The 22093-nt window shown below is 65.8% G+C and carries 18 protein-coding genes and 1 tRNA gene; 5 read left to right on the forward strand and 14 right to left on the reverse strand.

What is annotated here, in order from left to right; translation table 11 throughout:
- Window positions 1–26: 26 nt before the first annotated feature.
- From lysS to AC0MRV_RS13380, 3 genes are all read left to right on the forward strand, one after another.
- A complete protein-coding gene (gene lysS, locus AC0MRV_RS13370; RefSeq protein ID WP_472764984.1) occupies window positions 27–1523 on the forward strand; it encodes a lysine--tRNA ligase in 1497 nt (498 codons plus the stop codon).
- A 107-nt stretch (window positions 1524–1630) separates the two neighbouring features.
- The gene (locus AC0MRV_RS13375) at window positions 1631–2869 is read left to right on the forward strand and encodes an ABC transporter permease (protein WP_472764985.1); all 1239 of its coding nucleotides are present in this window, start codon (window positions 1631–1633) and stop codon (window positions 2867–2869) included.
- On the forward strand, window positions 2866–3537 hold the full coding sequence (locus AC0MRV_RS13380) for an ABC transporter ATP-binding protein (protein ID WP_472764986.1): 672 nt from the start codon (window positions 2866–2868) through the stop codon (window positions 3535–3537). The genes AC0MRV_RS13375 and AC0MRV_RS13380 overlap by 4 nt, the downstream gene beginning before the upstream one ends.
- 91 nt (window positions 3538–3628) lie before the next feature.
- Here the strand turns inward: AC0MRV_RS13380 and AC0MRV_RS13385 are convergent, their stop codons facing one another.
- On the reverse strand, window positions 3629–4060 hold the full coding sequence (locus AC0MRV_RS13385; protein WP_472764987.1) for a GNAT family N-acetyltransferase: 432 nt from the start codon (window positions 4058–4060) through the stop codon (window positions 3629–3631).
- A 90-nt stretch (window positions 4061–4150) separates the two neighbouring features.
- On the opposite strand from AC0MRV_RS13385, the gene AC0MRV_RS13390 reads away from it, so the two are divergent.
- On the forward strand, window positions 4151–6730 hold the full coding sequence (locus tag AC0MRV_RS13390) for an acetylxylan esterase (protein WP_472764988.1): 2580 nt from the start codon (window positions 4151–4153) through the stop codon (window positions 6728–6730).
- A gap of 51 nt (window positions 6731–6781) precedes the next feature.
- On the opposite strand, the gene AC0MRV_RS13395 is transcribed toward AC0MRV_RS13390, so the two are convergent.
- Window positions 6782–6857, reverse strand: a tRNA-Thr gene (locus tag AC0MRV_RS13395).
- 196 nt (window positions 6858–7053) lie between these two features.
- On the opposite strand from AC0MRV_RS13395, the gene AC0MRV_RS13400 reads away from it, so the two are divergent.
- Window positions 7054–8478: a UDP-N-acetylmuramate--L-alanine ligase gene (locus AC0MRV_RS13400; protein WP_472764989.1), complete on the forward strand. Its 1425-nt coding sequence runs from the start codon at window positions 7054–7056 to the stop codon at window positions 8476–8478.
- 196 nt (window positions 8479–8674) lie between these two features.
- Here the strand turns inward: AC0MRV_RS13400 and AC0MRV_RS13405 are convergent, their stop codons facing one another.
- The 12 genes from AC0MRV_RS13405 to AC0MRV_RS13460 all read right to left on the reverse strand — a co-directional run bounded on the left by AC0MRV_RS13405 (window position 8675) and on the right by AC0MRV_RS13460 (window position 22090).
- Entirely contained in the window at window positions 8675–9526 is an 852-nt protein-coding gene (locus AC0MRV_RS13405; RefSeq protein WP_472764990.1) for a GNAT family N-acetyltransferase, read from the reverse strand.
- Between the two features lie 44 nt (window positions 9527–9570).
- Window positions 9571–10122 carry a DUF1802 family protein gene (locus AC0MRV_RS13410; RefSeq protein ID WP_472764991.1) on the reverse strand — a complete coding sequence of 184 codons (552 nt, stop codon included), beginning with the start codon at window positions 10120–10122 and terminating at the stop codon, window positions 9571–9573.
- A 361-nt stretch (window positions 10123–10483) separates the two neighbouring features.
- Complete coding sequence (locus AC0MRV_RS13415) at window positions 10484–11398, reverse strand: cation diffusion facilitator family transporter (RefSeq protein ID WP_472764992.1); 915 nt, start codon at window positions 11396–11398, stop codon at window positions 10484–10486.
- Window positions 11399–11433: 35 nt separating this feature from the next.
- Window positions 11434–11868, reverse strand: coding sequence for a hypothetical protein (locus AC0MRV_RS13420; RefSeq protein ID WP_472764993.1), 435 nt, complete (start codon window positions 11866–11868; stop codon window positions 11434–11436).
- Window positions 11865–15017 (reverse strand): efflux RND transporter permease subunit, encoded by a 3153-nt coding sequence (locus AC0MRV_RS13425; RefSeq protein ID WP_472764994.1) that lies wholly within the window; start codon window positions 15015–15017, stop codon window positions 11865–11867. The genes AC0MRV_RS13420 and AC0MRV_RS13425 overlap by 4 nt, the downstream gene beginning before the upstream one ends.
- A complete protein-coding gene (locus tag AC0MRV_RS13430) occupies window positions 15017–15469 on the reverse strand; it encodes a hypothetical protein (protein WP_472764995.1) in 453 nt (150 codons plus the stop codon). Before AC0MRV_RS13430 ends, AC0MRV_RS13425 begins: the two co-directional genes overlap by 1 nt.
- Window positions 15466–16755: a TolC family protein gene (locus AC0MRV_RS13435; protein WP_472764996.1), complete on the reverse strand. Its 1290-nt coding sequence runs from the start codon at window positions 16753–16755 to the stop codon at window positions 15466–15468. The genes AC0MRV_RS13430 and AC0MRV_RS13435 overlap by 4 nt, the downstream gene beginning before the upstream one ends.
- Window positions 16756–16860: 105 nt before the next feature.
- Window positions 16861–17283, reverse strand: coding sequence for a hypothetical protein (locus AC0MRV_RS13440; RefSeq protein ID WP_472764997.1), 423 nt, complete (start codon window positions 17281–17283; stop codon window positions 16861–16863).
- A 62-nt stretch (window positions 17284–17345) separates the two neighbouring features.
- Window positions 17346–18857 carry a TolC family protein gene (locus tag AC0MRV_RS13445; protein ID WP_472764998.1) on the reverse strand — a complete coding sequence of 504 codons (1512 nt, stop codon included), beginning with the start codon at window positions 18855–18857 and terminating at the stop codon, window positions 17346–17348.
- A 183-nt stretch (window positions 18858–19040) separates the two neighbouring features.
- Window positions 19041–19706 (reverse strand): ABC transporter ATP-binding protein, encoded by a 666-nt coding sequence (locus AC0MRV_RS13450; RefSeq protein WP_472764999.1) that lies wholly within the window; start codon window positions 19704–19706, stop codon window positions 19041–19043.
- Between the two features lie 182 nt (window positions 19707–19888).
- The gene (locus AC0MRV_RS13455) at window positions 19889–20887 is read right to left on the reverse strand and encodes a small ribosomal subunit Rsm22 family protein (protein ID WP_472765000.1); all 999 of its coding nucleotides are present in this window, start codon (window positions 20885–20887) and stop codon (window positions 19889–19891) included.
- 12 nt (window positions 20888–20899) lie between these two features.
- A complete protein-coding gene (locus AC0MRV_RS13460) occupies window positions 20900–22090 on the reverse strand; it encodes a class I SAM-dependent methyltransferase (protein WP_472765001.1) in 1191 nt (396 codons plus the stop codon).
- Window positions 22091–22093: the final 3 nt, after the last annotated feature.

A 22093-nucleotide genomic window follows, 5' to 3' on the forward strand; every position in this document is an offset into this window, starting at 1 on the left:
GGCCGTTTTCCACGGTGACCGATTCCATGAGCGAGAAGACACCGGTAGACAACAGCCACGACCAACATGCCGTGCGGCGCCAAAAGCTGGCCGACCTGCGCGCGATGGGCGACGACCCGTTTCGCAACAATGTCGCGCCGACCCATTTTTCGACCGAAGCCAAAGCGCTCTACGTCGACGGCGAGGACGAGAAGGTCGAGGTCACCGTGGCCGGTCGCCTCATCACCTTCCGCGTGCAGGGTGGCAGCTCGTTCGTGAAGATCCAGGACCAGGCCGGGATCATCCAGCTCTACTTCCGCAAGGACGTGCTGGGCGAGGAACGCTACCTTGTCTTCAAGAAGCAATGTGACCTCGGCGACTACATCGGTGTGACCGGCAAGCTCTTCAAGACCAAGACCGGCGAGATCACGGTGCGAGTCGAGTCCTTCAGCGTCGTATCCAAAGCCCTGCGACCGCTGCCCGAAAAGTGGCACGGGCTGTCCGACGCCGAGAAGGTTTACCGCCAGCGCTACCTCGATCTCGTGGTGAATCAGGAGTCGCGGGAGCGCCTCATCACCCGCTCCAAGATCGTCTCGCAGATCCGGCGTTTCCTTGAGGATCGCCAGTTCCTCGAGGTCGAGACGCCGGTGCTGCAAAACGTCGCCGGCGGCGCGGCGGCCCGTCCGTTTGAAACGCACCACAACGCGCTCGGCGTCGACTTCGTGCTGCGCATCTCGCTCGAACTTTACCTGAAACGCCTCCTCGTTGGCGGTATCGACCGCGTGTTCGAGATCGGCCGCAACTTCCGCAACGAGGGCATCTCCCCGCGGCACAATCCCGAGTTCACCATGCTCGAGGTTTACCAGGCCTACAGCGATTACCGCGGCATGATGACGCTGGTGAAGGACCTGCTGCAGTCGATCTGCCGCGAGGTGCTCGGCACCACCCGGATCAAGCACGCCGCCAGCGGCGAGGAGATCGAGTTCGACGGCGAATGGCGCGAGGTGTCCTACAAGGACCTGCTGCGCGAGGCGACCGGCGAGCCGGACTGGTTCACCTTTTCCAAGGAGGAGAAGATCGCCAAGGCCGAGGCCCTCGGCTGCAAGATCAACCCGGCCTGGGAGGACTACGAGGTCACCAACGAGATCTTCTCCAAGAAGATCGAACCGACCCTCATCCAGCCGACCTTCGTCACCCACCTGCCCAAGGAGCTTTGTCCGCTGGCCAAGCTCAACCAGGACGACCCGAGCGTGCTTGACGTGTTCGAACTCACGATCGGCGGCATGGAAATCGCACCGGCTTACAGCGAGCAGAACGATCCGGATGTGCAGCGCACGATGTTCGAGGCGCAGGCCGGCGAGGAGCAGCAGAAGATCGACCACGACTTCCTGCTCGCGCTCGAGCACGGCATGCCGCCCGCCGGCGGCATGGGCATCGGCATCGATCGCCTCTGCATCCTGCTGACCGGCGCCGAGAGCATCCGCGACGTGATCCTCTTCCCGCAGCTGCGCCCGGGCGGCGGCGATGCCGCCGCGAAAAGCTGAAAAGCTGAAATCTGAAACGCTGAAATAAGGGTGCCGGAAACAAAACGACGTTCCATGGTTCTGAGTTTCAGCTTTTCAGCCTTTTAGCGTTTCAGCTTTTCCCTCCCGTGCCTTGGTCGCTCTACCTTGCCCTTAAGCAGCTCTTCCCTTCGGGGAAGCGGTTTCCGTTCTTCACGGCGATCTCGGTGCTGGGCGTGACCCTGGGCGTGGCGTTGCTGATCGTATCGATCAGCGTGATGGGCGGTTTCGGGCGCGAGATCCGTCGCATGATCGTGGATACGCAGGGCGACGTGCAGGTGCGCTCGGCGAATTTCTTGCCGAACGATGCCGGGGTGCTGGCGACGATTGCCGAGCAACCCGATGTGCTCGGCGTGACGCCGTTTGCCGAAGGCGTGGCCATGCTGGAGTATCGCGGCAAACCCGCCTTTCCCGGTCTGCAGGGCATCGACATCGATCGGGTCAACTCCGTCATCCCGCTCGACAGCTACGTGCGCAACGGGTCCTTGGAGTTGCTCGACGACGATTCGATCATCCTCAGCTCCCGGCTGGCGTGGTCGATTGGCGCCAACATTGGCAGCATCGTGGAGGTCTATTCGCCCTTGCTGCTGGAGAAAATGAAAGGCGACGAGGTCATGCTGCCGCGCGAACTGGAGGTGGTCGGTATCTTCGAGATCGGCCACCAATCGCTCGATAGCAGCATGGTGCTGGTGACGCTGCGCCGCATGCAGGAGCTCTACGGGCTCGGTGACGAGGTGCACGGCTACAGCGTCAAACTGCGCGAGGGCGTCGACCCCGATCGTGCGGCGCGGGAACTGAATGCGGTGTTGCCGGAGGTCGCGCCGGGGGCCTTTGCGCGGTCGTGGCTAGATTCCAATCAGGACTTCCTCTTCGTGGTGCAGCTGGAGAAGAACATGATCTTCTTCCTACTGCTCTTCATCATCGTGGTGGCGGCCTTCTCGGTCACGAGCTCGCTGCTCATCTCGGTGGTGCGCAAAACCCGTGAGATCGGCCTGCTGGGCGCCATGGGCGGACGCGCCCGCGATGTCGCGCTGTGTTTTTGCTGGCAGGCTCTCATCATCGGAGTGACCGGCACGACCGCTGGCGTCGCGCTCGGTTTCACCGTTCTGCATTTCCGCAACGACATCATCGGTCTCTTCACCCGGCTCACCGGCAGCGAGGAGGCCCTGCTGCGTTTTTATGAGTTCAGCAACCTGCCTTCCTACCTCTCCAATCAGGATCTGACGCTCATCATCAGCGCGGCCGTGATCATCTCAACCCTGGCCGGCGTGCTGCCGGCGTGGCGGGCGGCCCGCCTGCAACCGGTGGAGGCCCTGCGTTCCGAATGAGCTCCGCCGCGTCATCGCCGTCCGTGCTCCGCGCCCGCGGGCTCAAAAAATCGTTCGTCAGCGGTGAACGCACGCTCGGCGTGCTCAACGGCGTCGACCTCGATGTGGTCGCCGGGGAAAGCGTGAGCATTCGCGGCGAATCCGGCTCCGGCAAATCGACCCTGCTGCACCTGCTGGCGGGCCTGGACACGCTGGATGCGGGCGAGGTCACCTGGTCGGGCGACACGGCGCTCACGGCCGCACGACGCGGCCGGTATCTCGGCATGGTGTTTCAATCCTTCTACCTCATTCCGGAACTCACCGCGCTGGACAACGTGCTGATGGCGGCACGCATGGTCGGTCGAATCGGCGCGAGCGAGCGGGCCCGGGCGGCGGACTTGCTCAATCGGGTTGGCCTGGCCGAGCGCGACCAGCACGTCCCGGCAAAGTTGTCCGGCGGTGAACGCCAGCGTGTCGCCGTAGCACGGGCGTTGATGAACCGTCCGCGCCTGTTGTTGGCCGATGAACCGACTGGCAACCTCGACGAACACACGGGCGACGAGGTGATCGGTCTGCTGCTGGAGCTTTGCCGCGAGACCGAGACCGCGCTGGTGCTGGTGACCCACAACCCGGCGCACGCGAGCCGCACGGGACGTCAGCTGAAACTGCACGACGGCCAGTTGGGGTAGCGTGGTGGTTTTGGTTTGAACCGCAGATGGCGCGGAGGCGCGCGGATGCCGTCAGACTGAAACCGGATTCACCGGGATGGGGAGGAGCGCCCTACTTTAAGCGCTTCTCCATTACGCGGTGCGGGATACCGTAGGGAGTGGGACCTTCGCCGATGTCGGTGTAACCGCAGCTCGCGTAGAAGCCGACCGCGTTCGCGCGGGCGTTGAGCCAGATGCGCGCCACGTCCTGTTTCTCGGCCTCAGCCTCCAAGGCGGTGAGGATGACGCGGCCGAGTCCGCGACCGCGGTGCGAGTCGGCCACGGCCATGTAGCGCACCTGAGCGGTCCTTGTATCACAAAGGTGGATGCGGCCGGTTGCGACGACGGCGTCCCCGTCGCGGATGCAGCGATGCGACGCGGTGGCTTCGAGTTCATCCCGCTCCGATCCCGGCGGCTGCCCGAGCGGCGCACGCATCACAGACCAACGCAGGTGGTAGTAGGCCTCCCAATCGGCGGGAGTCTCGGGGGCGATGGCGGTGAACATGTGGCGAAGCTGGTGTTCACGAAGGTTGGCATCAATCGGGAACCCATCCTACGGTGTCGCTTCCCCACCAAACCCCTCTGACTTCGAGCCATGTATCGATCCTCGTTCCCACGCTTCGGCGCCCTCTCGATTGTTTTCCTGTTCCTCTGCTCGCTCGGCCTTGCGGCCGGCACGGTCGAACTGCAGCGACACCGGGAAACCGGCGTTTATTGGCCCAATGAAACGCTGACCTGGACGGCGCTCTGGACAAACCCGGACGAAGACGAAGCGCCGGCCGAGGTGCACTATCGGTTCCTGCGCGGCGGCCGCACCGAAGTCGCCGCCGGCACCATCGCGTGGGACGCCGCCGGCGAAGCCGAGCTCGCGGTCAAGCTGGAGCAACCCGACGCAATGCTGCTGGAGGTCACGTGGACGGACGGAGACGGCGAGGAACATCGCGTCCGCAGTGGCGGCGTGGTGGCGCCCGAACGCATTCAGCCGGCCGTCGCGGCGCCGGAGGATTTTGACGCCTTCTGGGCGGAGAAGATCGCCGAGCTCGAGGCCGTGCCGGCGAACCCCCGACTCACGGCGGTGGAGACCGACACCGAGGGCGTCGACTATTGGCACCTCACGATGGACAACATCCGCGGCACTCACATCAACGGCCAGCTCGCCCGGCCGCAGGAGGGCGACCAATTGCCGGCCCTGCTCATCGTGCAATGGGCGGGCGTCTACGGTTTGCAGCCCAGCTGGGCGATCGATCGCGCCAAGGAGGGCTGGCTCACGCTCAATATCCTGCCGCACGACCTGCCGATTGACGAGCCGGAGGAATTCTACGCCGACCTCAAGGCCGGAGCGCTCGCCGACTATGCGGGCATCGGTAAAGCCGACCGCAACGAGAGCTACTTCCTGCGCATGTATCTCTCCTGCTACCGTGCGGTGGAATACCTGCGCAGCCGGCCCGATTGGAACGGCGAGACGCTCGTCGTCATGGGCACGAGTCAGGGCGGGCAACAGACCTTTGTGACCGCCGGTCTGCAACCCGACATCACCGCCGCGCTGGCGCTGGTGCCCGCCGGCGCCGACACCCTCGCGCCGCAGGCCGGGCGCGCCTCGGCCTTTCCGAGTTGGTATGAAAAAGGCGAGGAGTCGGACAACCCCGAGGCGGTTTGGGAAACCAGTCGCTACTACGACGCCGCCAACTTTGCCGCGCGGATTAAGGCGCCGATGTTGATTGGAGTCGGGCTCAAGGACGTCGTGTGTCCGCCGGCCACCGTTTACGCGGCGGTGAATCAAGTGCAGGGATACACCGAGGTGGTTGTGCTGCCCGACTCTGGGCACCAGAACGTGAACGGCTCGCAGGAGCCCTACAACCGGCACGCCTACCAGGACTGGTTGCCGGCGCTGCGCCGCGGCCTGTTGCCACCGCAAAAATTCACCAACTCCAGCGCCCGGCGCGCGATGCTGGACGTGCTCGGCATCGAGTCCACCCGCCCCGGTGCCGACCCCAACAATCCCGATGCGCCCAACGCGGTGAATTACGACGAGAGCAAAGCGACGCGCTTCCCGGTCCTGCCCAATCCGCTCGTAACCGACGACGGCCGTCCGGTGACCTCGACCGACGTCTGGTGGCAGCAACGCCGCCCCGAGATCGTGGAGCACTTTGAGCGCGAGATTTACGGCCGCGTGCCGGCCGACGTGCCGGCGGTGCACTGGGAAGTCGTGAGTGAAACGGCGGACAAAGTGGGCGACATCGCGGTCGTGACGAAGCGACTTTCCGGTCGCTTGGACAACTCGGCCTATCCCTTCCTCCAGCCGGCGATCGAGCTCACGGTGAAGGTGCCGGCCGCTGCCAGCGGCCCGGTTCCGGCAATCCTGAATTTCGGCTTTCCGGATTGGCTGGTGGCGTTGTTCCCGCGCGCGCCCGGGCCGAGTTGGGCAGAGCAGGTGCTCGCGCACGGATGGGCGGCGGCCTCGATGGTGCCGACCAGTTTCCAAGCCGACGCCAGCGGAGGCATCAACCAAGGCGTCATCGGCCTTACCGCGCGCGGCAAACTGCGCGCACCGGATGAGTGGGGGGCCTTGCGGGCGTGGGGCTGGGGCGCGAGCCGCTGTCTCGACTATTTGGAGACGGACCCTCGCATCGACGCCTCGCGCGTCGCGCTGGAAGGCCTGTCCCGTTACGGCAAGGCGGTTGCGGTCGCGATGGCCTTCGATGAGCGCTTTGCCATCGGCTTTGTTGGTTCCTCCGGTGCCGGCGGCGCGAAGATCCTGCGCCGCGACTTTGGAGAGCGGGTGGAAAACCTGGCGGGCGATTATTCCAATCACTGGATGGCGGGTAACTTCATGAAATACGCCGGGCCGCTGGATTGGGACGACATGCCGGTCGACGCGCATGAGCTGCTCGCTCTGTGCGCGCCCCGCCCGATCTTCCTCAGCGCCGGCTCGGGCAAAGTGGAAGGGCAGTGGATCGACCAGCGCGGCATGTTCGTCGCGGCCGTCGAGGCCGGTCCGGTCTACGAGTTGCTCGGCCAACGCTCGCTCGGCACTGCGGAGTATCCGGCGGAAGGCGAAGCCCTTATCGAAGGCGACATCGCGTGGCGCCAACACCACGGCGGCCACACCACCTTGCCGAATTGGCCGACCTTCTTCGAATGGGCCGACCGCTATTTCGAAGCGCCGAACAACTGATCACGGCTCCCGCTTTACCCGGCCCGCAAACTGGCTCCGCCCGCCGAAGCCTGGAGCCGCTTGTCGGACTCGAACCGACGACCTGCTCATTACGAATGAGCTGCTCTACCAACTGAGCTAAAGCGGCCTTGCAGGGATGAGGGAAGAAACCCGGGGGCCGGGTCAGCGCAAGCCTTGTTTTGGCGGGGCTGCGGCGGGCGCCGGCGTTGGCGATCGACCGGGCTTCAGTCGTGCCCCGGTCAGCGTCCCACGCTTCGTTGCAGTTTCTGTGCAAATCGCGCTTTAGGCACGGCGTCCAATCGGTCATGTTTCGCGTGTTACGTATGAAAATCTACTTCATGGGCATTTGCGGGACGGCGATGGGGAATGCGGCCTTGTTGGCGCGGTCGGCAGGGCATGAGGTGCTCGGCGCCGATGCCGGGGTCTATCCGCCCATGAGTGACGTGCTCGCCGAGGCCGGGATTGCCGTGCACGAGGGCTACGATGCCGAGCGTCTGGCGGCGCTGGCGCCCGATTTGGTCGTGGTGGGCAATGCCATGAGTCGGGGCAACCCGGAGGTCGAGTGGCTGCTCGAAACACGGGTCCTGCGTTTCACCTCACTGCCCGCCCAGTTGGCCGAGACCGTGCTCGCCGACCGGCGCAACATTGTCGTTTGCGGCACCCACGGCAAAACCACCACCACGTCCATGGCGGCTTTTTTGCTGCGCGAAAATGGGCGCGATCCTGGCTTTCTGATCGGGGGCGTGCCGCTGGATCCGCCGGTCGGGCAACATTTGGGGGCCGCGACCGATCCGTTTGTGATCGAGGGCGACGAATACGACAGCGCGTTTTTCGACAAGCGCTCGAAGTTCATCCACTACGCACCGCACATCGCAGTGCTGAACAACCTCGAGTTCGATCACGCGGATATCTTCCGCGACCTCGTCGATGTGCAGCGGACTTTCCGCCACCTGACGCGCATCGTGCCGCGCAATGGTTTCATCGTGCTCAATGGTGATGATCCGCACCTCGCCGAACTGGGCGACATGCCGTGGACGCAGGTCGTGCGGGTGGGCACCGGCGAGCACAACGATGTGCGTATCCACGATTTTGACGAGGTCGGGTCCGAGGCCTCGTTTCGCCTGACGTGGCGCGGACGGGAGTGGGGCACCGTCAGGTGGCAGGTCGCCGGTCTGTTCAACGCGCGTAATGCCGCAATGGCGGCGATCGCGGATGGTTTGGCCGTAAGTCCCAATGATCCGACCACCTTGTCGCTGGAGCCGCTCGCCCGTTTTCGCGGGGTGCGTCGCCGACAGGAGATTCGGGTGCAGCGGGAGAAGTTGGTCGTGATGGAGGATTTTGGCCATCACCCGACGGCGCTGGACCAGACCCTGCGCTCGCTGCGCGCGCGTTACCCCGAGCACGTGCTCACGGCGGTGTTCGAACCACGCAGCAACACCGCCCGGACGCGCGCGCTGGAGGAGCCGTTCATGCACGCGCTGGCGCTGGCGGATGAGGTTTATCTCGGCGCCGTGAATCGGGCGGAGCGCCTGAGTGAGGCCGAACGTTTCAATCGCGAGGCGGTGATGGCTTATCTCATCGGTCGCGGCACGGATGCGCATACCGCCGATTCCAACGGCGCGCTCCTGGTGAAGCTCGAGGTCGGCACGCTGCCGGGCGACGGCAAACCGCGCGTCGTGGTCTTTTTCACCAACGGCTCCTTCGACGGCATCATCGACAGCTTCGTGCAGATGGCGAAGGGCGGGTGATGGGGAGGGTTTTTTTAAACCGCGAAGAACGCGAAGGAGCGCGAAGGTTTTTGGCGGAGAGGCAGGGCTGTCTTTGAACCACAGATGAACACCGATTCACACGGAAGGGAGGAATGAAGAAGTAGGAATTGGGACCTTCCTAACGGCTCTGTTACCTCTGGGTTCTCCTCCGTGTGCTCTGTGTCAAAAGGCTAAGTTAGCCGAGTTCGAAGGTGGTGACGCCGTAGATGTTCTGCCACGGCAACACCGGCGCTGGACCGTGATACATGCGCGCGCAGCCGAAGACTTCGGTGAGGCCGTGGCGCCGCGCCAGTTCCAGGGCGGCCGGATTGTTTTCGGGTGTATCCAGATAGATCGGACAGCCGTCGGCACGCTCGGCCAGGGCAATGAAGAGGGCGTCGGCGACCTCCGCATTGTCGGCAAACAACGGGCCGATTTTGTAGCCCTCCTGGCATGGTCGCACGACACCGATGCCACGCAGCGCGTGGTGCGTGACAAAGCCCAGCGCGAGACCTCCTTCCGGTCGAATCCAGTGCTGGAGAAATGCCGGTCGAGGGACGCCGAAGTGGCGCAGGTCGTAGGCGGCGATATCGGTCAGCGGGAGCGTAGCGAGGTCGATCAGGGCAGGGTCGAGTTGGTTGGCTTTTCGCCCGGTGCCGGCCATGCGCAGGTTGCGGTGGCTGAAGGTGAAACCGCCGCGGGCGTAGAACGGTTGCATGTCGAAGACCCCATCCATGCCGATGGCGGCGTCGGGGCGCAGGCGTTGGCGGAGTTGATCCCGGCGCCAGACCCAGAAGTCGCGACCGATGCCTTGGCCGCGACAATCGGGCCGCACGATGAAGAAGCCCATGAAGCCGAAGGCCTTTTCGTAGGCCACGATGGAGCCCGTCGCGATCATCTCGCCGTCGCGCTCGGCGCAGACAAAGCCGTGCGGGTCGGTCGCCCAGAACAGGTCGGCATCGTGCAGACCCGGGTTCCAACCTTCGGCGGCGGCCCAGGCGATTGCCGTATCAAACTCTGTGCGGGTGGCTTCGCGATAGGTGACCATATTAAAGCGTTCGCCAGCAATGGACCGGGTTCACGGCAAAAGGTTCAGGGGGAGGGGATGGCCAAGGCGGCGCACGCGGACCGAAACGCCGACTCGTCGAGCGCCGGGCTGGAACCGTGGGTGGTGGGATCGAGCGGCACGTCGACCCAGGATTTGCAGCCCTGTTGCGCGGCGGTCAGAGCAAACGGAATCGGTTCGCGCAAACGGTGCACGCGCACGATGAGCAAGTGCAGGCCCGCCGCGGGGCCCCAGTTGAAACGTTCGCGCACGGTGGGCTCGGTCCATAGGTGGTGGGGCGCGAGCCGTTGCACGTCGCCCCAATTGGCGAGAAAAGCGTGGTGATGCAGCTCGGCCCAGCAGGTGAGGTCCACTCGGTCAGGTTCGCGGCCACTGGGCGTCGGGAGGTGGGGCTTGGCGCGGGGAGACAGTTTGTCCGCTTGTTCGTGGAAAAGGGTGGGCAGGAGCCAGAAGGGCTCTCCGCGCGGGCGAAACCCACCCCGGGCCTCGGCGATGCCGCCTTTGCGCAGGATGAGGGTCTGCTCGCCGGCGGCGAGGGCGCCGACGATGGCATGCCATTCCTTGAACGCGGGAAACATCACTTCGTTCTAAAAGCTGAAACGCTGAAGAACGGAAACGCTGAAATGCCGAGTGCGGTCTGCCAAGCGAGGCTCTGACTCCCGGGAAACGTCCCGTGCCTTAAAACAAGAAACCGCAGCGCGGGGGCTGCGGTTTCTCGTTCGTCTGAAGCAAGTTGGCCTTATTTCTTGGCCTTGGCTTTGCCCTTGGAGGCGGCGTTGGCGGCCTCTTTCTTGCGCTTCAGGTAGGCCTCGCGGCGACGACGTTTTTGGATCTTGTTGAGTTGTTGTCCCATAGTGTTGGTTGGAGTTAAAGGGGTCGTTTCTCGCGAACGTGGACGCGGGAGTCAAGCGTCGGACCGCGTGGCCTTTCCCGGGGCGCTTAGTGATCCGGGAAGCGGGCGGAGCAGCCGCAGGTTTGACCGGCTTCCTCCAGCTCGATGGTGGTGTGGCCGATGTCGAAACGTTCCTCGAGGAGCGTGTGGAGCTGGCGCCGAATGGCGGTGGCGTCCGCCAGCCGTTCGCTCGGGATGACGACGTGGGCCTCCAGGGCGGTGTGCTGTTCGTCCAGTTGCCAGACGTGCAGGTGGTGGATGTCTTGCACCGGCTCGAGTTTGGTCACGGCCGTGCAAAGTTCATCGAGATCGATACCGGACGGCGTCCCTTCCATGAGAATGTGCGATGTTTCGCGCAGCATACCGACCGAGGTGTAAAGCACGTAGCCGGCGATCAACAGGGAGATGCCCGGGTCAACCCAGCTCCAGCCAAACCACCACACGGCGGCGCCGCCCAAGAGCACGGCGACGGAGGCGAGGGCGTCGGTCAGGTTGTGAATGAAGGCGGCGCGGATGTTGAGTCCGCCCTTGGACATGGCCCAGAGCAGCCACACGGTGCCGAGGTCGACCACGAGCGCCACGCCTGAGGCGGCCATGATCCAGACGCCGTCGGGTTGGACCGGCGTGATGAACCGCGCGACGGCTTCCTTGACGAGGAAGAGGCCAACCACGACGAGCGCCGTGAGATTGATCATGGCGCCGATGAGCTCGGCCCGGCGGCGCCCGAAGGTGTAGCGGGCGCAGGGTTTGGCGCGGGCAATGCGGCGGGCGAGGTAGGCGATGAAGAGCGCCGCGCAGTCGTTGAAGTTGTGCAGCGCATCGGCGTAGAGCGCCACGCTCCCGGCGATGGCGCCGGCGACAATTTCGAAGACGGACAGGCCGATGTTCAGTCCGACCGCCCACAGGATGGCGCGGTCGCTGACGTTCTCGGTGCCGTGATCGTGATGGTGATGAGCGCTCATGCCGTAGCCGGTCTTGCTCCCGTTGGCCGGAGACCTCAGTGACCTTCGCAGGTGCAGGCGTATTCGGCTCGCTGGCACTCGCCGCAGGTGTGCAGATCGAGATCGAGGCGGAAGTTCTGTGGCCGTTCGCCCGGCGCGGCCCGAACCTGAACCACCACGCGATAGGGGGCACCTTCAGGCAGTGGGGCGGTGGAGCGAAAGCCTTGCGCGGTCGGTTCCAACTCGATGCGGGTGCGGCCGGCAGTCGGTTCCGCAATCACGCTTACCTCGGCCGCGCCACTGGCGACGGGTTGCAGATCTGCAGTATAGAACGTGAGCTCCGCGTGCTGATCCGCCGTAACGAAGAACTCGACGGTGTGCGGTGAGGTGGACAACAAACGTCCGCCTTTGGGGCCGGCCAAGGTCTCGGCGAAGGCGCTCGAAGCCATGGTCAAACCGAGGGTGAAGAGAAGAGTGATATGGGTTTTCATGATGAAGGATTGGCTTTGGATTCGGCCCGGGACTCGATCCAGTCGTAGAGCACCGGGAGCACGAGCAGGGTGAGGAAGGTGGAGGTGATGATGCCGCCGATGACGACGGTGGCGACCGGCCGCTGCACCTCCGCGCCGAGGCGAGTGGCGAGGGCCATCGGCACAAAGCCGAGGGAAGCGACCAGCGCGGTCATGAGTTTGGGCCGCAAGCGGGTCAGGGTGCCTTCGACGACGGCTGTGCGCACGGTCGCGCCGGCGGAACGGAGTTGGTTGATGTAGCTGATGAGCATGATGCCGTTGAGCACGGCAATGCCAGAGAGCGCGATGAAGCCGATCGCGGCGGAGATGGTGAAGGGCATGTCGCGCAGCCACAACGCGGCGATGCCGCCGGTGGCGGCCAGCGGGACCGACACGAACACGAGCGCCGCCTGTCGCACCGAGCCGAAGCTGGCGTAGATCAGCAGGAAGATGAGGCCCAGCGCCGCCGGCACCACGATCGCGAGCCGCGTGCGGGCAGCCTGCAGGTTTTCAAACTGACCGCCGAATTCGAAGGCGTAGCCCGGCGGGAATTCCATTTCCGCCCGCAGTCGGGCGGTGGCTTCCTGGACAAAGCTCTCCGTGTCGCGTCCGCGCACATTGATCAGGATGGATACCCGTCGCTGGGTGTCCTCGCGGGTGATGCTCCCGACGCGGCTGGTAACGGTAAAATCCGCGACCCGCCCGAGTGGAACCTGCACCGCGCCATCGCGTGCGACGACCGGGAGGTTTCCGAGCGCCGCCATGTCGTGTCGGGCTTCTTCCGGCAGCCGGACCACCACATCGGTGCGGCGTTCCGCTTCGACCAACGTGCCGGCAGTGGCGCCGCCGAGCGCGGTGCCGACGGTCGCGTTGATTTCATCGGCGTGCAGCCCGAGGCGCCGCAGGGCATCGCGGCGCGGGGTGATATCGAGCACGGGGGAACGGCCCAGCGCATCAAACTCCACGTCGCCGCCGCCCGGGATGGTGCGCAGGATGTCGCGGGCGGTGCCGGCGAGCGCCTCGAGTTCGGCGTGGTCGTGGCCGTAGATTTTCAACGCGAGATCGGCTCGGGCGCCGGCCATGATCTCGTTGAAGCGCATCTGGATCGGCTGGGTGAAGAGGTAGACCTGTCCCGGAATGGTGGATACGAGTTCGCGGCGCATGAGCTCGATGAGCTCGGGTTTGGTAATGGGGCGGCCGTCGACTTCCCGCCAGGTTTCGCGCGGATGAAAGAAGACGTAGGTGTCGGCCAGGTTGGGGCCCATCGGATCGGTCGCAATCTCGGCGGTGCCGATGCGGGCGAAGAGGTGGCTGATCTCCGGGAAGCGTTCGCGCAGCAGCTTCTCGGTGGCGCGTTGCAATGCGACAGAGTCGGTGAGGGCCACGCTGTTGCCGCGGATCATCTGGATGGAGAGCGCGCCCTCGTCGAGTTGGGGGACAAACTCGGCGCCGAGGCGCTGGAAGAGCCAGGCCGAGCCGGCGAAGAGCAGGAGTGCGATCGCCACCACCAGCACGCGCAACCGCAGGGCCAGTGCCAGCAGCGGGGTGTAGAGCGCCTTGGTCGCCCGCACGAGGGCGTTGTCTTTTTCCCGAAACTCGCCTCGCAGCAGCCACGTGCAGAGCGCCGGCGCCAGGGTTAGCGCCAACGCGAGCGCGGCGCCGAGCGCGAGCATGACGGCGACGGCCATGGGCCGGAAGAGTTTCCCCTCGATGCCGGTGAGCGCGAGGATGGGCACGTAGACCAGCGTGATGATGAGCACGCCGAAGAACATCGGCCGCGCCACCTCGCGCACCGAGGCGCGCAGGGCGGTCAGCCGTTCGGAAGCGGTCAGGCGGCGGCCGAGCGCGTGCTGACGTTCGGAGAGATGGCGCAGGGCGTTCTCCACCATCACGATGGCGCCGTCGACGATGAGGCCGAAATCGATGGCGCCGAGGCTCATGAGGTTTGCGCTGATGCGGGTGGCGACGAGTCCGCTGAGCATGAAGAGGAACGACAGCGGGATGATGAGCACCACGATGAAGGCCGCGCGGGCGTGGCCGAGGAACAGGAAGAGCACCGCGGTGACCAGCGCGGCGCCTTCCAGCAGATTCAGCTCCACGGTGCGGATGGTGGCGTCGACGAGGTCGGCGCGATCGTAGACGACATCGACAACAACATTGGCGGGCAGCGTGGTCTGAATTTCGGCCAGGCGATCGGTGACGGCGCGGGCAATGGCGCGCGCGTTGCCGTCGGCGAGCATGATGGCCGCGCCGGTCACGGTCTCCTCGCCGTTGGCGGTCGAGGCGCCGGTGCGCACGGCGGAACCGATGACCACCTCGGCAAGGTCGGCGACGCGGATGGGGTCGGCGCCCGCGGCGAACTTCACCGGGAGTTCGGAGATGTCGAGTGGACCCCGCGCCCGGGTGTCGGCGCGGACGATGACCGATTCGCCGCCGAGTTCGAGAATGCCGCCGCCGGCGTTCTCCGTGCTGGAGGCAACGACCGCGACGAGTTCGTCAAAACTCACGCCGGCGGCAGCGAGCTTGGCGGGGTCGGGTTGAACGACGATCTGCTTCTCGTAGCCGCCGATGGCGTTGACCTCGGCGAGCCCCGGGGTCGACCGCAAGAGAGGGCGAATCGTGTAGTCGTGGAGGATACGCAGTTGGCGCAGCTGCTCCGCACGATCAGCCGGCACGTCCGCCGCGTCGGGGCGGAAGTCGATGGTGTAATACACGATCTCGCCGAGGCCGGTGCTGAGTGGACCGAGCTCCGGAGAGACGTCGGGCGGGATGCGGTCGCGGGCCTGCTGCAAGCGCTCGGCGACGAGTTGGCGAAGCCGATAGATGTCGACGCCGTCCGCGAAGGTCATCGTGACCTGCGACAGTCCGAACTTCGACAACGAGCGCAGTTCGATCATGCCCGGCAGACCGGCCATTTCGAGTTCGAGCGGCACGGTGACCAGCGTCTCGATTTCCTCGGGCGCGAGGGCCGGGACCTCGGTGTTGATCTGCACCTGCGGGTTGGTGATGTCCGGCACGGCATCGACCGGAATCCGGTTGGCGGACCAGAGACCGAGTCCGGACAGGGCCAGGACCACGACCAGCACCAGCGCACGCCGGTGCATGGAAAAATCGACGAGGCGTTCCAGCATCAATGTCCGTCGGCGCAACCGACGCCTCCGTTGACGGCCTGGATCTCGGCGAGGGTGAGGACGCGCAGTCCGCCCACGGCGACGAGATCGCCTTCATACAAACCGGCGGTCACTTCGAGGTGGTCCTCATCGATGGCGGCGCCGAGTTCGATCGGGGTGCGCAGGAACCAATCGCCGTTGGCCACGTAGACCACGGGACCGTTGGCGGTCGGCAGCACGGCGGCGCGCGGGATGGCGGTCCAGGCCTCGCCCCGCGGGGCGACCTCGGCCGTCGTGAGCTGGGCGAACTCGCGCGCGGCGGCGGTGAGTTGCACGCCGTGGCCGGCCTTGTAGGCGCAAGCCGCTTCGGTGGCGGTTTGCGCGTCCGGTTGGGCGGCGGCGGAGGAGTCGCTGCAGCCGCTGGCGAGCAGGGTCAGGGCGGCAAGGGAAGTGAGAGCGGAGAAACGGGTCATGGCGCGGAGGGCGTGGTGATGAAGGTGAGGCCGGTGAGCGCCTCGAGTTCGAGGGCGGCGGTGAGCACGTCGGCCTGGGTGGCGTAGAGGGATTCGAGGGCGTCGAGGTAGCTGCGCTGCAATTCAACGTAGGTGCCTACGGGCACGGCGCCCTGGCGGTAGTGGCGGTCGGCCAGGGCGGCGGCGTCCCGGAACGCGGCGACGGTCGCGGTCGGGTCGGCCGGCAGGTCGGCGTGGCGGGCGGCGTAGGTTTGCCGGGCCAACTCGAGGTCGCGCCGCAGGTCGCGGCGGGCGAGGGCGAGGGCGATGTCGGCCTGGCGCTGACGGGCGAGCGCGGCGGTCTCGGCGGAGGCCGCCCGACCGGTGACCGGCAGGGGCAGGCTGAGGCCGAGTCCGATGACGGTCTCACGTTCCGCGCCCGACTCCGTGCTGGCAAAGGGCGTGACGCTGATGGGCGGCAGTCGTTCGAGCCGGGCTAGGTCGACGGCGAGGCCCTGGCGGGCGAGCTCGGCGCGGCGCACAGCAAAGTCGAAGTTCTTTTCCAAGGCCGCCCGCAAAAGGTCTTCGGCCAAGGGCAGCGACGATGGCCCATTGGGCAACTGCAGGGTGAGTTCGAGCGGTGCATCAAGCGGCGCACCCCGAAGGCGGTTCAAATCGAGCAAAGCCGATTGCACCGCGAGATCAGCCGAGGTCGCGCGCTTTTGCAGATCGAGTTCGGCGGCTTCGATCACCCGCAGTTCCAGCTCGGCGGCGATGCCGGCCGGTTCGCGGGCGACGAGGCTTTCGCGAAGCGCGGTGAAGCGGGCGGCGACGTCCTGCACGGCGCGGGCCTGGACTTCGGCGGTGAAGAGCCCGAAGGCGAGTTGGCGGGCTTCGGCCGCCAGGGCGCGCTCGAAGCGGGCGAGACCGAGCCGGGCGAGTTCCACGTCCTGATCGGCGAGGGCCTTGCGCAGACCGAGACGACCGGGCCACTCGAAGGTCTGGGTCACGGCGACGGCCCAGGCATTGCCTTCGGCGGCGAGGGCACCGCCGGGTGCGCGGACCCGTTTTCGACCGTATTCGACGGAAAGCTCGGGTTCGGTCCAGCGGATGTCGCGGGCGCCTTCGGCTTCGACGGCGGCGATTTCCGCGAGGTAGAAGGCGCGTTCCGGATTTTGCGCGAGGATTTGCGCGATGAGGTCCTCGGCCGCGAGAGGCGCGGAGTGGGCGCTCCACGGCAGCGCTAGCGCGGCGAGGAGCAGGAGGGAAAGGCGGCCGGGAGGCCTTCGGAAAGTGGAGAGGTGCATACGGGCGGGTTTGATCGGAACGCAAACAGCAGACGGACGAAGCCGTCGGTTCTTGGGCGGAATGGTTCACGGAAGCGTCCGCGCGGGGACGCGATGGAACCGGGATCAAACCTGAGCCGTAGGTGCGCGCGCCGGCAAAGCGGCGCGACGGGCGGTATGGCGATCAGGCAGCCACGTCGGCGGATGCCGATCGGAGGCGAAAATCGGGGCGGGTTGGGCGAGTGCCGGTTGCTCGGCGAGCGCCGCGTGCAGGCAGGAGAGGCAGAGTTCAAAACTCAGCGCCGGGGCCGGGGCCTTCAGGGAGCCGAGCGGTTGTGCGAAGTCAGCGTCTTCGACGAGACCGCAGTTGTCGCGGCTGCAGTCTTCAGTTGGATCGCAACAACCGTGATCCTCCTCCGTGGCGGTGGACGATTGCTCAGCCGCGCCGGTGAAAACGCCGCTGGCTTCAATACCGCAATGCACGGTGGCGGCCGACCAGATGGAGAGGACGGCAATCACGAGCACGGACTTGAGCCACGGACGGAGCATCAGGCGTCCAACCTGCGCGACGACGGGGCGGCGTCAAGTATCGGCCGGCCTCTTGTGGTTGCTCAAAGGCGGGTCTCGGTGTCGCCCTCGATGGAGATGCCGTGGGCTTCGAGGGTGAGCCCAAGCTGGCGGTTGTATTCGGCGAGGGCGCGCTGGTGGTCGATTTCGGCGCGGTAGGCGCTGATTTCGGCACCGGCGAGGATCTCCTGTTGGGCGAGCACAAAGAAGGTGGAGCCGGTGCCGGCGCGGAGTTTTTTCAACTCGGCGTCGAGGGCCTGTTCGGCGAGGTCGAGCGACTGTTTGGAGACCTCGACGCGTTGGCGGGTGGTCTCGATGTTGTTGGCCGCATTGCCGAGGGCGACGACGATGTCCTGCTCGGTCTGGGCGAGGCTGAGCTCGGCTTGCTCCTGGGTGAACTTGGCGGCGCGGTAGCGACCGCGCTCGGCGGCGAAGGTGATGGGCGAGTTGAACACGACGCCGAGGGAGTAGGAGCGGCTGTCGCGATCGAGCACCTGGTCGCGGCTTTGGGAAAAGTCGGGATCGAGGCCATTGTAGCCGAGCGATCCGACGAGGTCGATGCGGGGCAGGAGTTGATTGCGACGGTAGCGGCGGTTGGCGTCGGCGCGGGTGACGTTGAGTTTGGCCTGTTGGTAATCGGGCCGACGGTCGAGCGCGTCCGCGAACTCAGCGGCGGGGTTGGGTTGGTGATCCGGCAGGGGGGCGGCCTTGGTGATGGTGAGATGTTCGGCCAGCAGGGCGGTGGTCTTGTCGTCGGAGATCAGGCTTTTCAGGGCGTTCTCGGCCAGGGTGACGGCGCGCTGGGCAAAGAGGATGGCCTCCTCGCGGGTGGCGACACGGGTGCGGGCGGAGGTGACGTCGGCCTGCGAGAGTGATCCAGCGGCGAAACGTTTTTCGTTTTCGTCGAGGAGGCTTTGGGCGAGGTCGCGGGAGCGGCGGGCGATGGCGAGGTTCTTTTGGGCGAAGTCGAGTTCGAGGTAGGCGTTGATGGTGCCGGTCACGATGTTCATGACCGTGGCGCGGTAGGCCCAGCGCTGGCTGTTGTGGGTGGCACGGGCGAGGCGCACGCCAACGAGGTTGGCGTCCCAACCGAAGCCGCGCAGGATGGGTTGGGTGAGCTCGATGCCGGCAAAGGTGTAGTAGTTGTCGGCAAAGGCGTTGAAGGTGCCGCGCTGGTTTTGGGTGTAGCCGGACACGCTGTAGTTGAGGCCCCAGGGGGTGATGCCGCCGACGCCGATGCTGTAGCTGTCCGTCTCGACGACGGAGGAGGGCGGACGGTTGCCGGTGAAAGGGTCGGCCGATTGCGGGCTGCCGTCGGAGTTGAAGTTGTAGCGACCCTGGATGCCGGGGTGGAAGGCGCCCCACTCGGCGGCAAGCTCGGCGCGGGAGGCGTTGGTGCCGGCGGCCTGCGCCTTGATGGTGTAATTCTTCGCCAGCGCGGCGCGAATGGCATCGTTCAAGGTGAGCGAACTGATGCGCTCTTGGGCGCTGAGGCTCAGTGGGAGCAGCGCGAGGGCGATGAGGCGAAGGAAGGTCTGGGGGCGGAAACGTCGCATGCGGAAAAGTGGAATGGATTCATCTATGCAGCGGCTGTGCCAAGTCGGTAGCGAGTGGCGTAAGCCATTGGTAATGAGAATAAAATAAAAAAGGACGATTCGCGCCAGGAGGCAGCGTCATCGCCCTCGGGAAAGGCTTGTCCCAAAATCGGGACGCTCGCGGGGGAGCCTGCAGGTCTGGATTCAGCCCACCATCATGCCGTCGGCGAGGCGGATGACACGGGAGCCGTAGGTGGCGTTGTCGTTGGAGTGGGTGACCTGCACAATGGTCACGCCGTCCTGCTGGTTGAGCTTCTTGAAGAGCTCCATGATCTCCTTGCCCTGATCGGAGTGCAGGTTGCCGGTCGGTTCGTCGGCGAGGATGATGCGCGGGTTGGCGATGAGGGCGCGGGCGATGCCGACGAGTTGCTGTTGGCCGCCGGAGAGTTGGCTCGGGTAGAGGTCGCGTTTTCCGACGATGCTGAAGCGATCGAGCATGTCGCAGACGATGGACTCGCGGTCCTTGCGCGGGGTGTCGCGATAGGAGAGCGGGACCTCGAGGTTTTCGTAGACGGTGAGGTCGTCGAGCAGGTGGTAGCTCTGGAAGACGAAGCCGATGTTCTGCTTTTGCAGGGCGAAACGCTGCTTCTGGTTGAGTTTGTGGACCGGGGCGTCGTCGAACCAATACTCACCCTCCCACGCGCTGTCGTGCAGGCCGAGCGCGTGCAGCAAGGTGGACTTGCCGGAGCCGGACGGGCCCATGATCGAGACGAAGTCACCGGCGGCGATCTCGAGGTTGATGTTGCGCAGAGCGTAGAAGGGACCGCCTTTGAGACGGTAGACACGTTCGAGACCGCGGAGGGAAATCATGGGAGAATGGTGAAGGGTGAACGGTGAAGAGTGAAAGCCGAAGTATCAGGAGCTGTGCCAGCCGAGGCGGTTCAAGCTAACTGGTTTGTGGTGAGGCGGAAGTGAACGCGGCTGAGACGGGCAGGGCGAGGTGGACGGAACGGTTTCGGTATGCCGTATTCCCAAAATCGGGACAACTGGTTTCAGGATTCTTCCGTCGGAAACAGCGTCGAGGTGGCGCTGATGGTGGCGCGTTCGTGTTGCCAACAAAAGAGTCGCGGGGCGTCGGCGCGCTCGAGTCGTTTCCACAACGCCGGGGCGGTGCGTTTGGGCAGGGTGAGCTCGTGCAGTCCGTGGGCGTCGCAGCCGAGCAGGCGGGCGTAGGGTTTGAAGCGCTCAGGGCGACCGATGATGCGGCCCGCGTCGGGCGGCAGCGGACCGGTTGTGCGCACGCGTTCGAGCACCAGAGCGCTGTAGGGGAGGCTGCGGAGGTCGATGCCGGCGCGCTGGCCAAACTTCACCCAATGGGAGTCGGCGAAGATCCACGACGGCGGCGCGGCAAAATGGTGGCACCAGTGGCGCGCGTTTTCCGGGCGCAACATGCCGCAGGTCGTCGCGTGGGTGCAGGGGTAGAGCACCGCGAAGGTTTCGCGAAGTTGTTCGCGCCATTGCACGAGTTGGCCGGCGACGTCGGAGGTGCCGGGCTCAATCCAGATCACGGCCGCGGCGCGATCGATCGCCTCGCGCAGGTCGGTCGCGCTGTCGGCGTCGAGTTCGTTGAGCACGTGGCTGATCAGCAAGGTGCCGATTGGCGCGGTTCGGTCCCAGGACTGAGTCGCGAAGGTGGGGTGGTCTTCGCGGAGCCGTGACTGCGCAAAGGACTCAGCGATCGTGGAGTGGTCGAAGAAGTGGGCGGTGTGACCGTCGGCGAGCGTGGCCGGCCAGTGGTCGAGCACACGGCGGGTGGCGATGCCGGAGCCGCAGCCCCAGTCAACGAGGTTGCCGCGTGGCGGCGACCAACCGCGACGACAGAGCTCGCCAAGCACGTGGTCCCATTTCCAGCCGATGCGTTCGGCGTAGGTGAAATCGTAGTGGGCGAGGTCGTCGTGGTTCTGCCAATACGGACCGGCCACAGCGCCGCCGCGCAGGAAACCGTCGCGCAGCCGATCGAGGATGGTCCAGTCGAGCTCGTCCCAAGTCATGGGATTTTCGAATCAGGCGAGGGGCAGGTCGAGGTGGCGGGCGAGGGCGTGGTCGGTGATGCCGTAGAACGCGGCGAAGGCCTGGGCGCGTTTGAGCGCGGCGGGTTGGGGCACACGCGAGGTCTCGGGGGCGCGCCAGGCGGCGAGCATGAGGTTGCGCGCGGTGTGCTCGGTGGAGACGAACTCGAAGACCTTGGTTTCGAAGCCGACGGCTTCGAGCAGCAGCGCGCGCAGGGCATCGGTGACGAACTCAGTGTGACGCTCCTGGAAGATGCCGTGACGCAGCGCGGGCGCCAGCACGGCCGGGGCGGTGAGTTGGGGGCGCAATTCCTTTTGGCAACAGGGCGAGACGACCAGCAGCGTAGCGCCGGATTGGATACCGGCGGCCAGGGCGTCGTCGGTGGCGGTGTCGCAGGCGTGCAACGCGATGAGGATGTCCAGTGGGCCGAGGTCGGCGGCGGTCGGATCGATGTCGCCGGCGCGGAAGCTGAGTTGGGCAAGGTCGTGGGTCTGGGCCACGCGGTTGCAGGTCTCCACGAGGTCGGCTCGGCGCTCGACGCCCGTGACGGCGGAGCTCGGGCCGAGCAAGGCGGCGGCGGCGAAGGTGAGGTAGCCTTTGCCGGCGCCCATGTCGGCGACCCGCAGGTCGGTGCGCTCGGCGAGGCCCGCGCTGGCGCGCAGGTGATTGAGCGTTTCGGCGAACTTTTGGATCTGGCGATGTTTGGGCGCCATGCCGGGGCGGGGGGAGCCGTCGGGGTGGGTGACACCGAGATCGTGCAGCCAGGCGGCGGAACGGTCGATGGGCCGTTGTTTGGCTTTGTCGTGGCGAACGTCGGGCGCGGGTGGGGCGCTGTCGGCGAGTTGGAACTTCACCCGGCAGCGGCCGTTCGGCGCGGTGGTGAACTGCACGGTCTGCGCCGGCGTGAACAGGTGGGCGTCGAGGAAGGTGAACCCAAGCAGGTGCTCGACCTCGGCGATGGCCGCCTCCGGCGCGTGGTTTTTGGTCAGGTCGCGCGTCTCGTGGCGCGTGACAAAGCTGAGGTGGGGGCCGGCCTTGAGGCTGACCGGGCGCACGAAAACATTGCGCACGGTCGGGTCGGCGTCGGGTGACGGGTGACCGAGGGTGAGTTTGACCAGCGAGCCGTCGGTGACGGCTTGGCGCAGGGCGTTGAGGAAGCGTTCGCGAGGAGGAAGCTTGGACATGAA

This window comes from Actomonas spartinae (assembly GCF_051209155.1).
Classification (GTDB): Bacteria; Verrucomicrobiota; Verrucomicrobiia; order Opitutales; family Opitutaceae; genus Actomonas.

What these genes read in the sequence shown, in the direction of transcription:
- AC0MRV_RS13385 (WP_472764987.1), bottom strand. Translation starts at nt 4,060, where the DNA reads ATGTTCACCGCCATCGCCCCCGAGACTCCCGCCGATTGGGAGGCCTAC.
- AC0MRV_RS13450 (WP_472764999.1), bottom strand. Translation starts at nt 19,706, where the DNA reads ATGATTTCCCTCCGCGGTCTCGAACGTGTCTACCGTCTCAAAGGCGGT.
- AC0MRV_RS13410 (WP_472764991.1), bottom strand. Translation starts at nt 10,122, where the DNA reads ATGTTTCCCGCGTTCAAGGAATGGCATGCCATCGTCGGCGCCCTCGCC.
- AC0MRV_RS13445 (WP_472764998.1), bottom strand. Translation starts at nt 18,857, where the DNA reads ATGCGACGTTTCCGCCCCCAGACCTTCCTTCGCCTCATCGCCCTCGCG.
- AC0MRV_RS13420 (WP_472764993.1), bottom strand. Translation starts at nt 11,868, where the DNA reads ATGAAAACCCATATCACTCTTCTCTTCACCCTCGGTTTGACCATGGCT.
- AC0MRV_RS13390 (WP_472764988.1), top strand. Translation starts at nt 4,151, where the DNA reads ATGTATCGATCCTCGTTCCCACGCTTCGGCGCCCTCTCGATTGTTTTC.
- lysS (WP_472764984.1), top strand. Translation starts at nt 27, where the DNA reads ATGAGCGAGAAGACACCGGTAGACAACAGCCACGACCAACATGCCGTG.
- AC0MRV_RS13455 (WP_472765000.1), bottom strand. Translation starts at nt 20,887, where the DNA reads ATGACTTGGGACGAGCTCGACTGGACCATCCTCGATCGGCTGCGCGAC.
- AC0MRV_RS13415 (WP_472764992.1), bottom strand. Translation starts at nt 11,398, where the DNA reads ATGAGCGCTCATCACCATCACGATCACGGCACCGAGAACGTCAGCGAC.
- AC0MRV_RS13380 (WP_472764986.1), top strand. Translation starts at nt 2,866, where the DNA reads ATGAGCTCCGCCGCGTCATCGCCGTCCGTGCTCCGCGCCCGCGGGCTC.
- AC0MRV_RS13430 (WP_472764995.1), bottom strand. Translation starts at nt 15,469, where the DNA reads ATGACCCGTTTCTCCGCTCTCACTTCCCTTGCCGCCCTGACCCTGCTC.
- AC0MRV_RS13435 (WP_472764996.1), bottom strand. Translation starts at nt 16,755, where the DNA reads ATGCACCTCTCCACTTTCCGAAGGCCTCCCGGCCGCCTTTCCCTCCTG.
- AC0MRV_RS13400 (WP_472764989.1), top strand. Translation starts at nt 7,054, where the DNA reads ATGAAAATCTACTTCATGGGCATTTGCGGGACGGCGATGGGGAATGCG.
- AC0MRV_RS13460 (WP_472765001.1), bottom strand. Translation starts at nt 22,090, where the DNA reads ATGTCCAAGCTTCCTCCTCGCGAACGCTTCCTCAACGCCCTGCGCCAA.
- AC0MRV_RS13425 (WP_472764994.1), bottom strand. Translation starts at nt 15,017, where the DNA reads ATGCTGGAACGCCTCGTCGATTTTTCCATGCACCGGCGTGCGCTGGTG.
- AC0MRV_RS13405 (WP_472764990.1), bottom strand. Translation starts at nt 9,526, where the DNA reads ATGGTCACCTATCGCGAAGCCACCCGCACAGAGTTTGATACGGCAATC.
- AC0MRV_RS13440 (WP_472764997.1), bottom strand. Translation starts at nt 17,283, where the DNA reads ATGCTCCGTCCGTGGCTCAAGTCCGTGCTCGTGATTGCCGTCCTCTCC.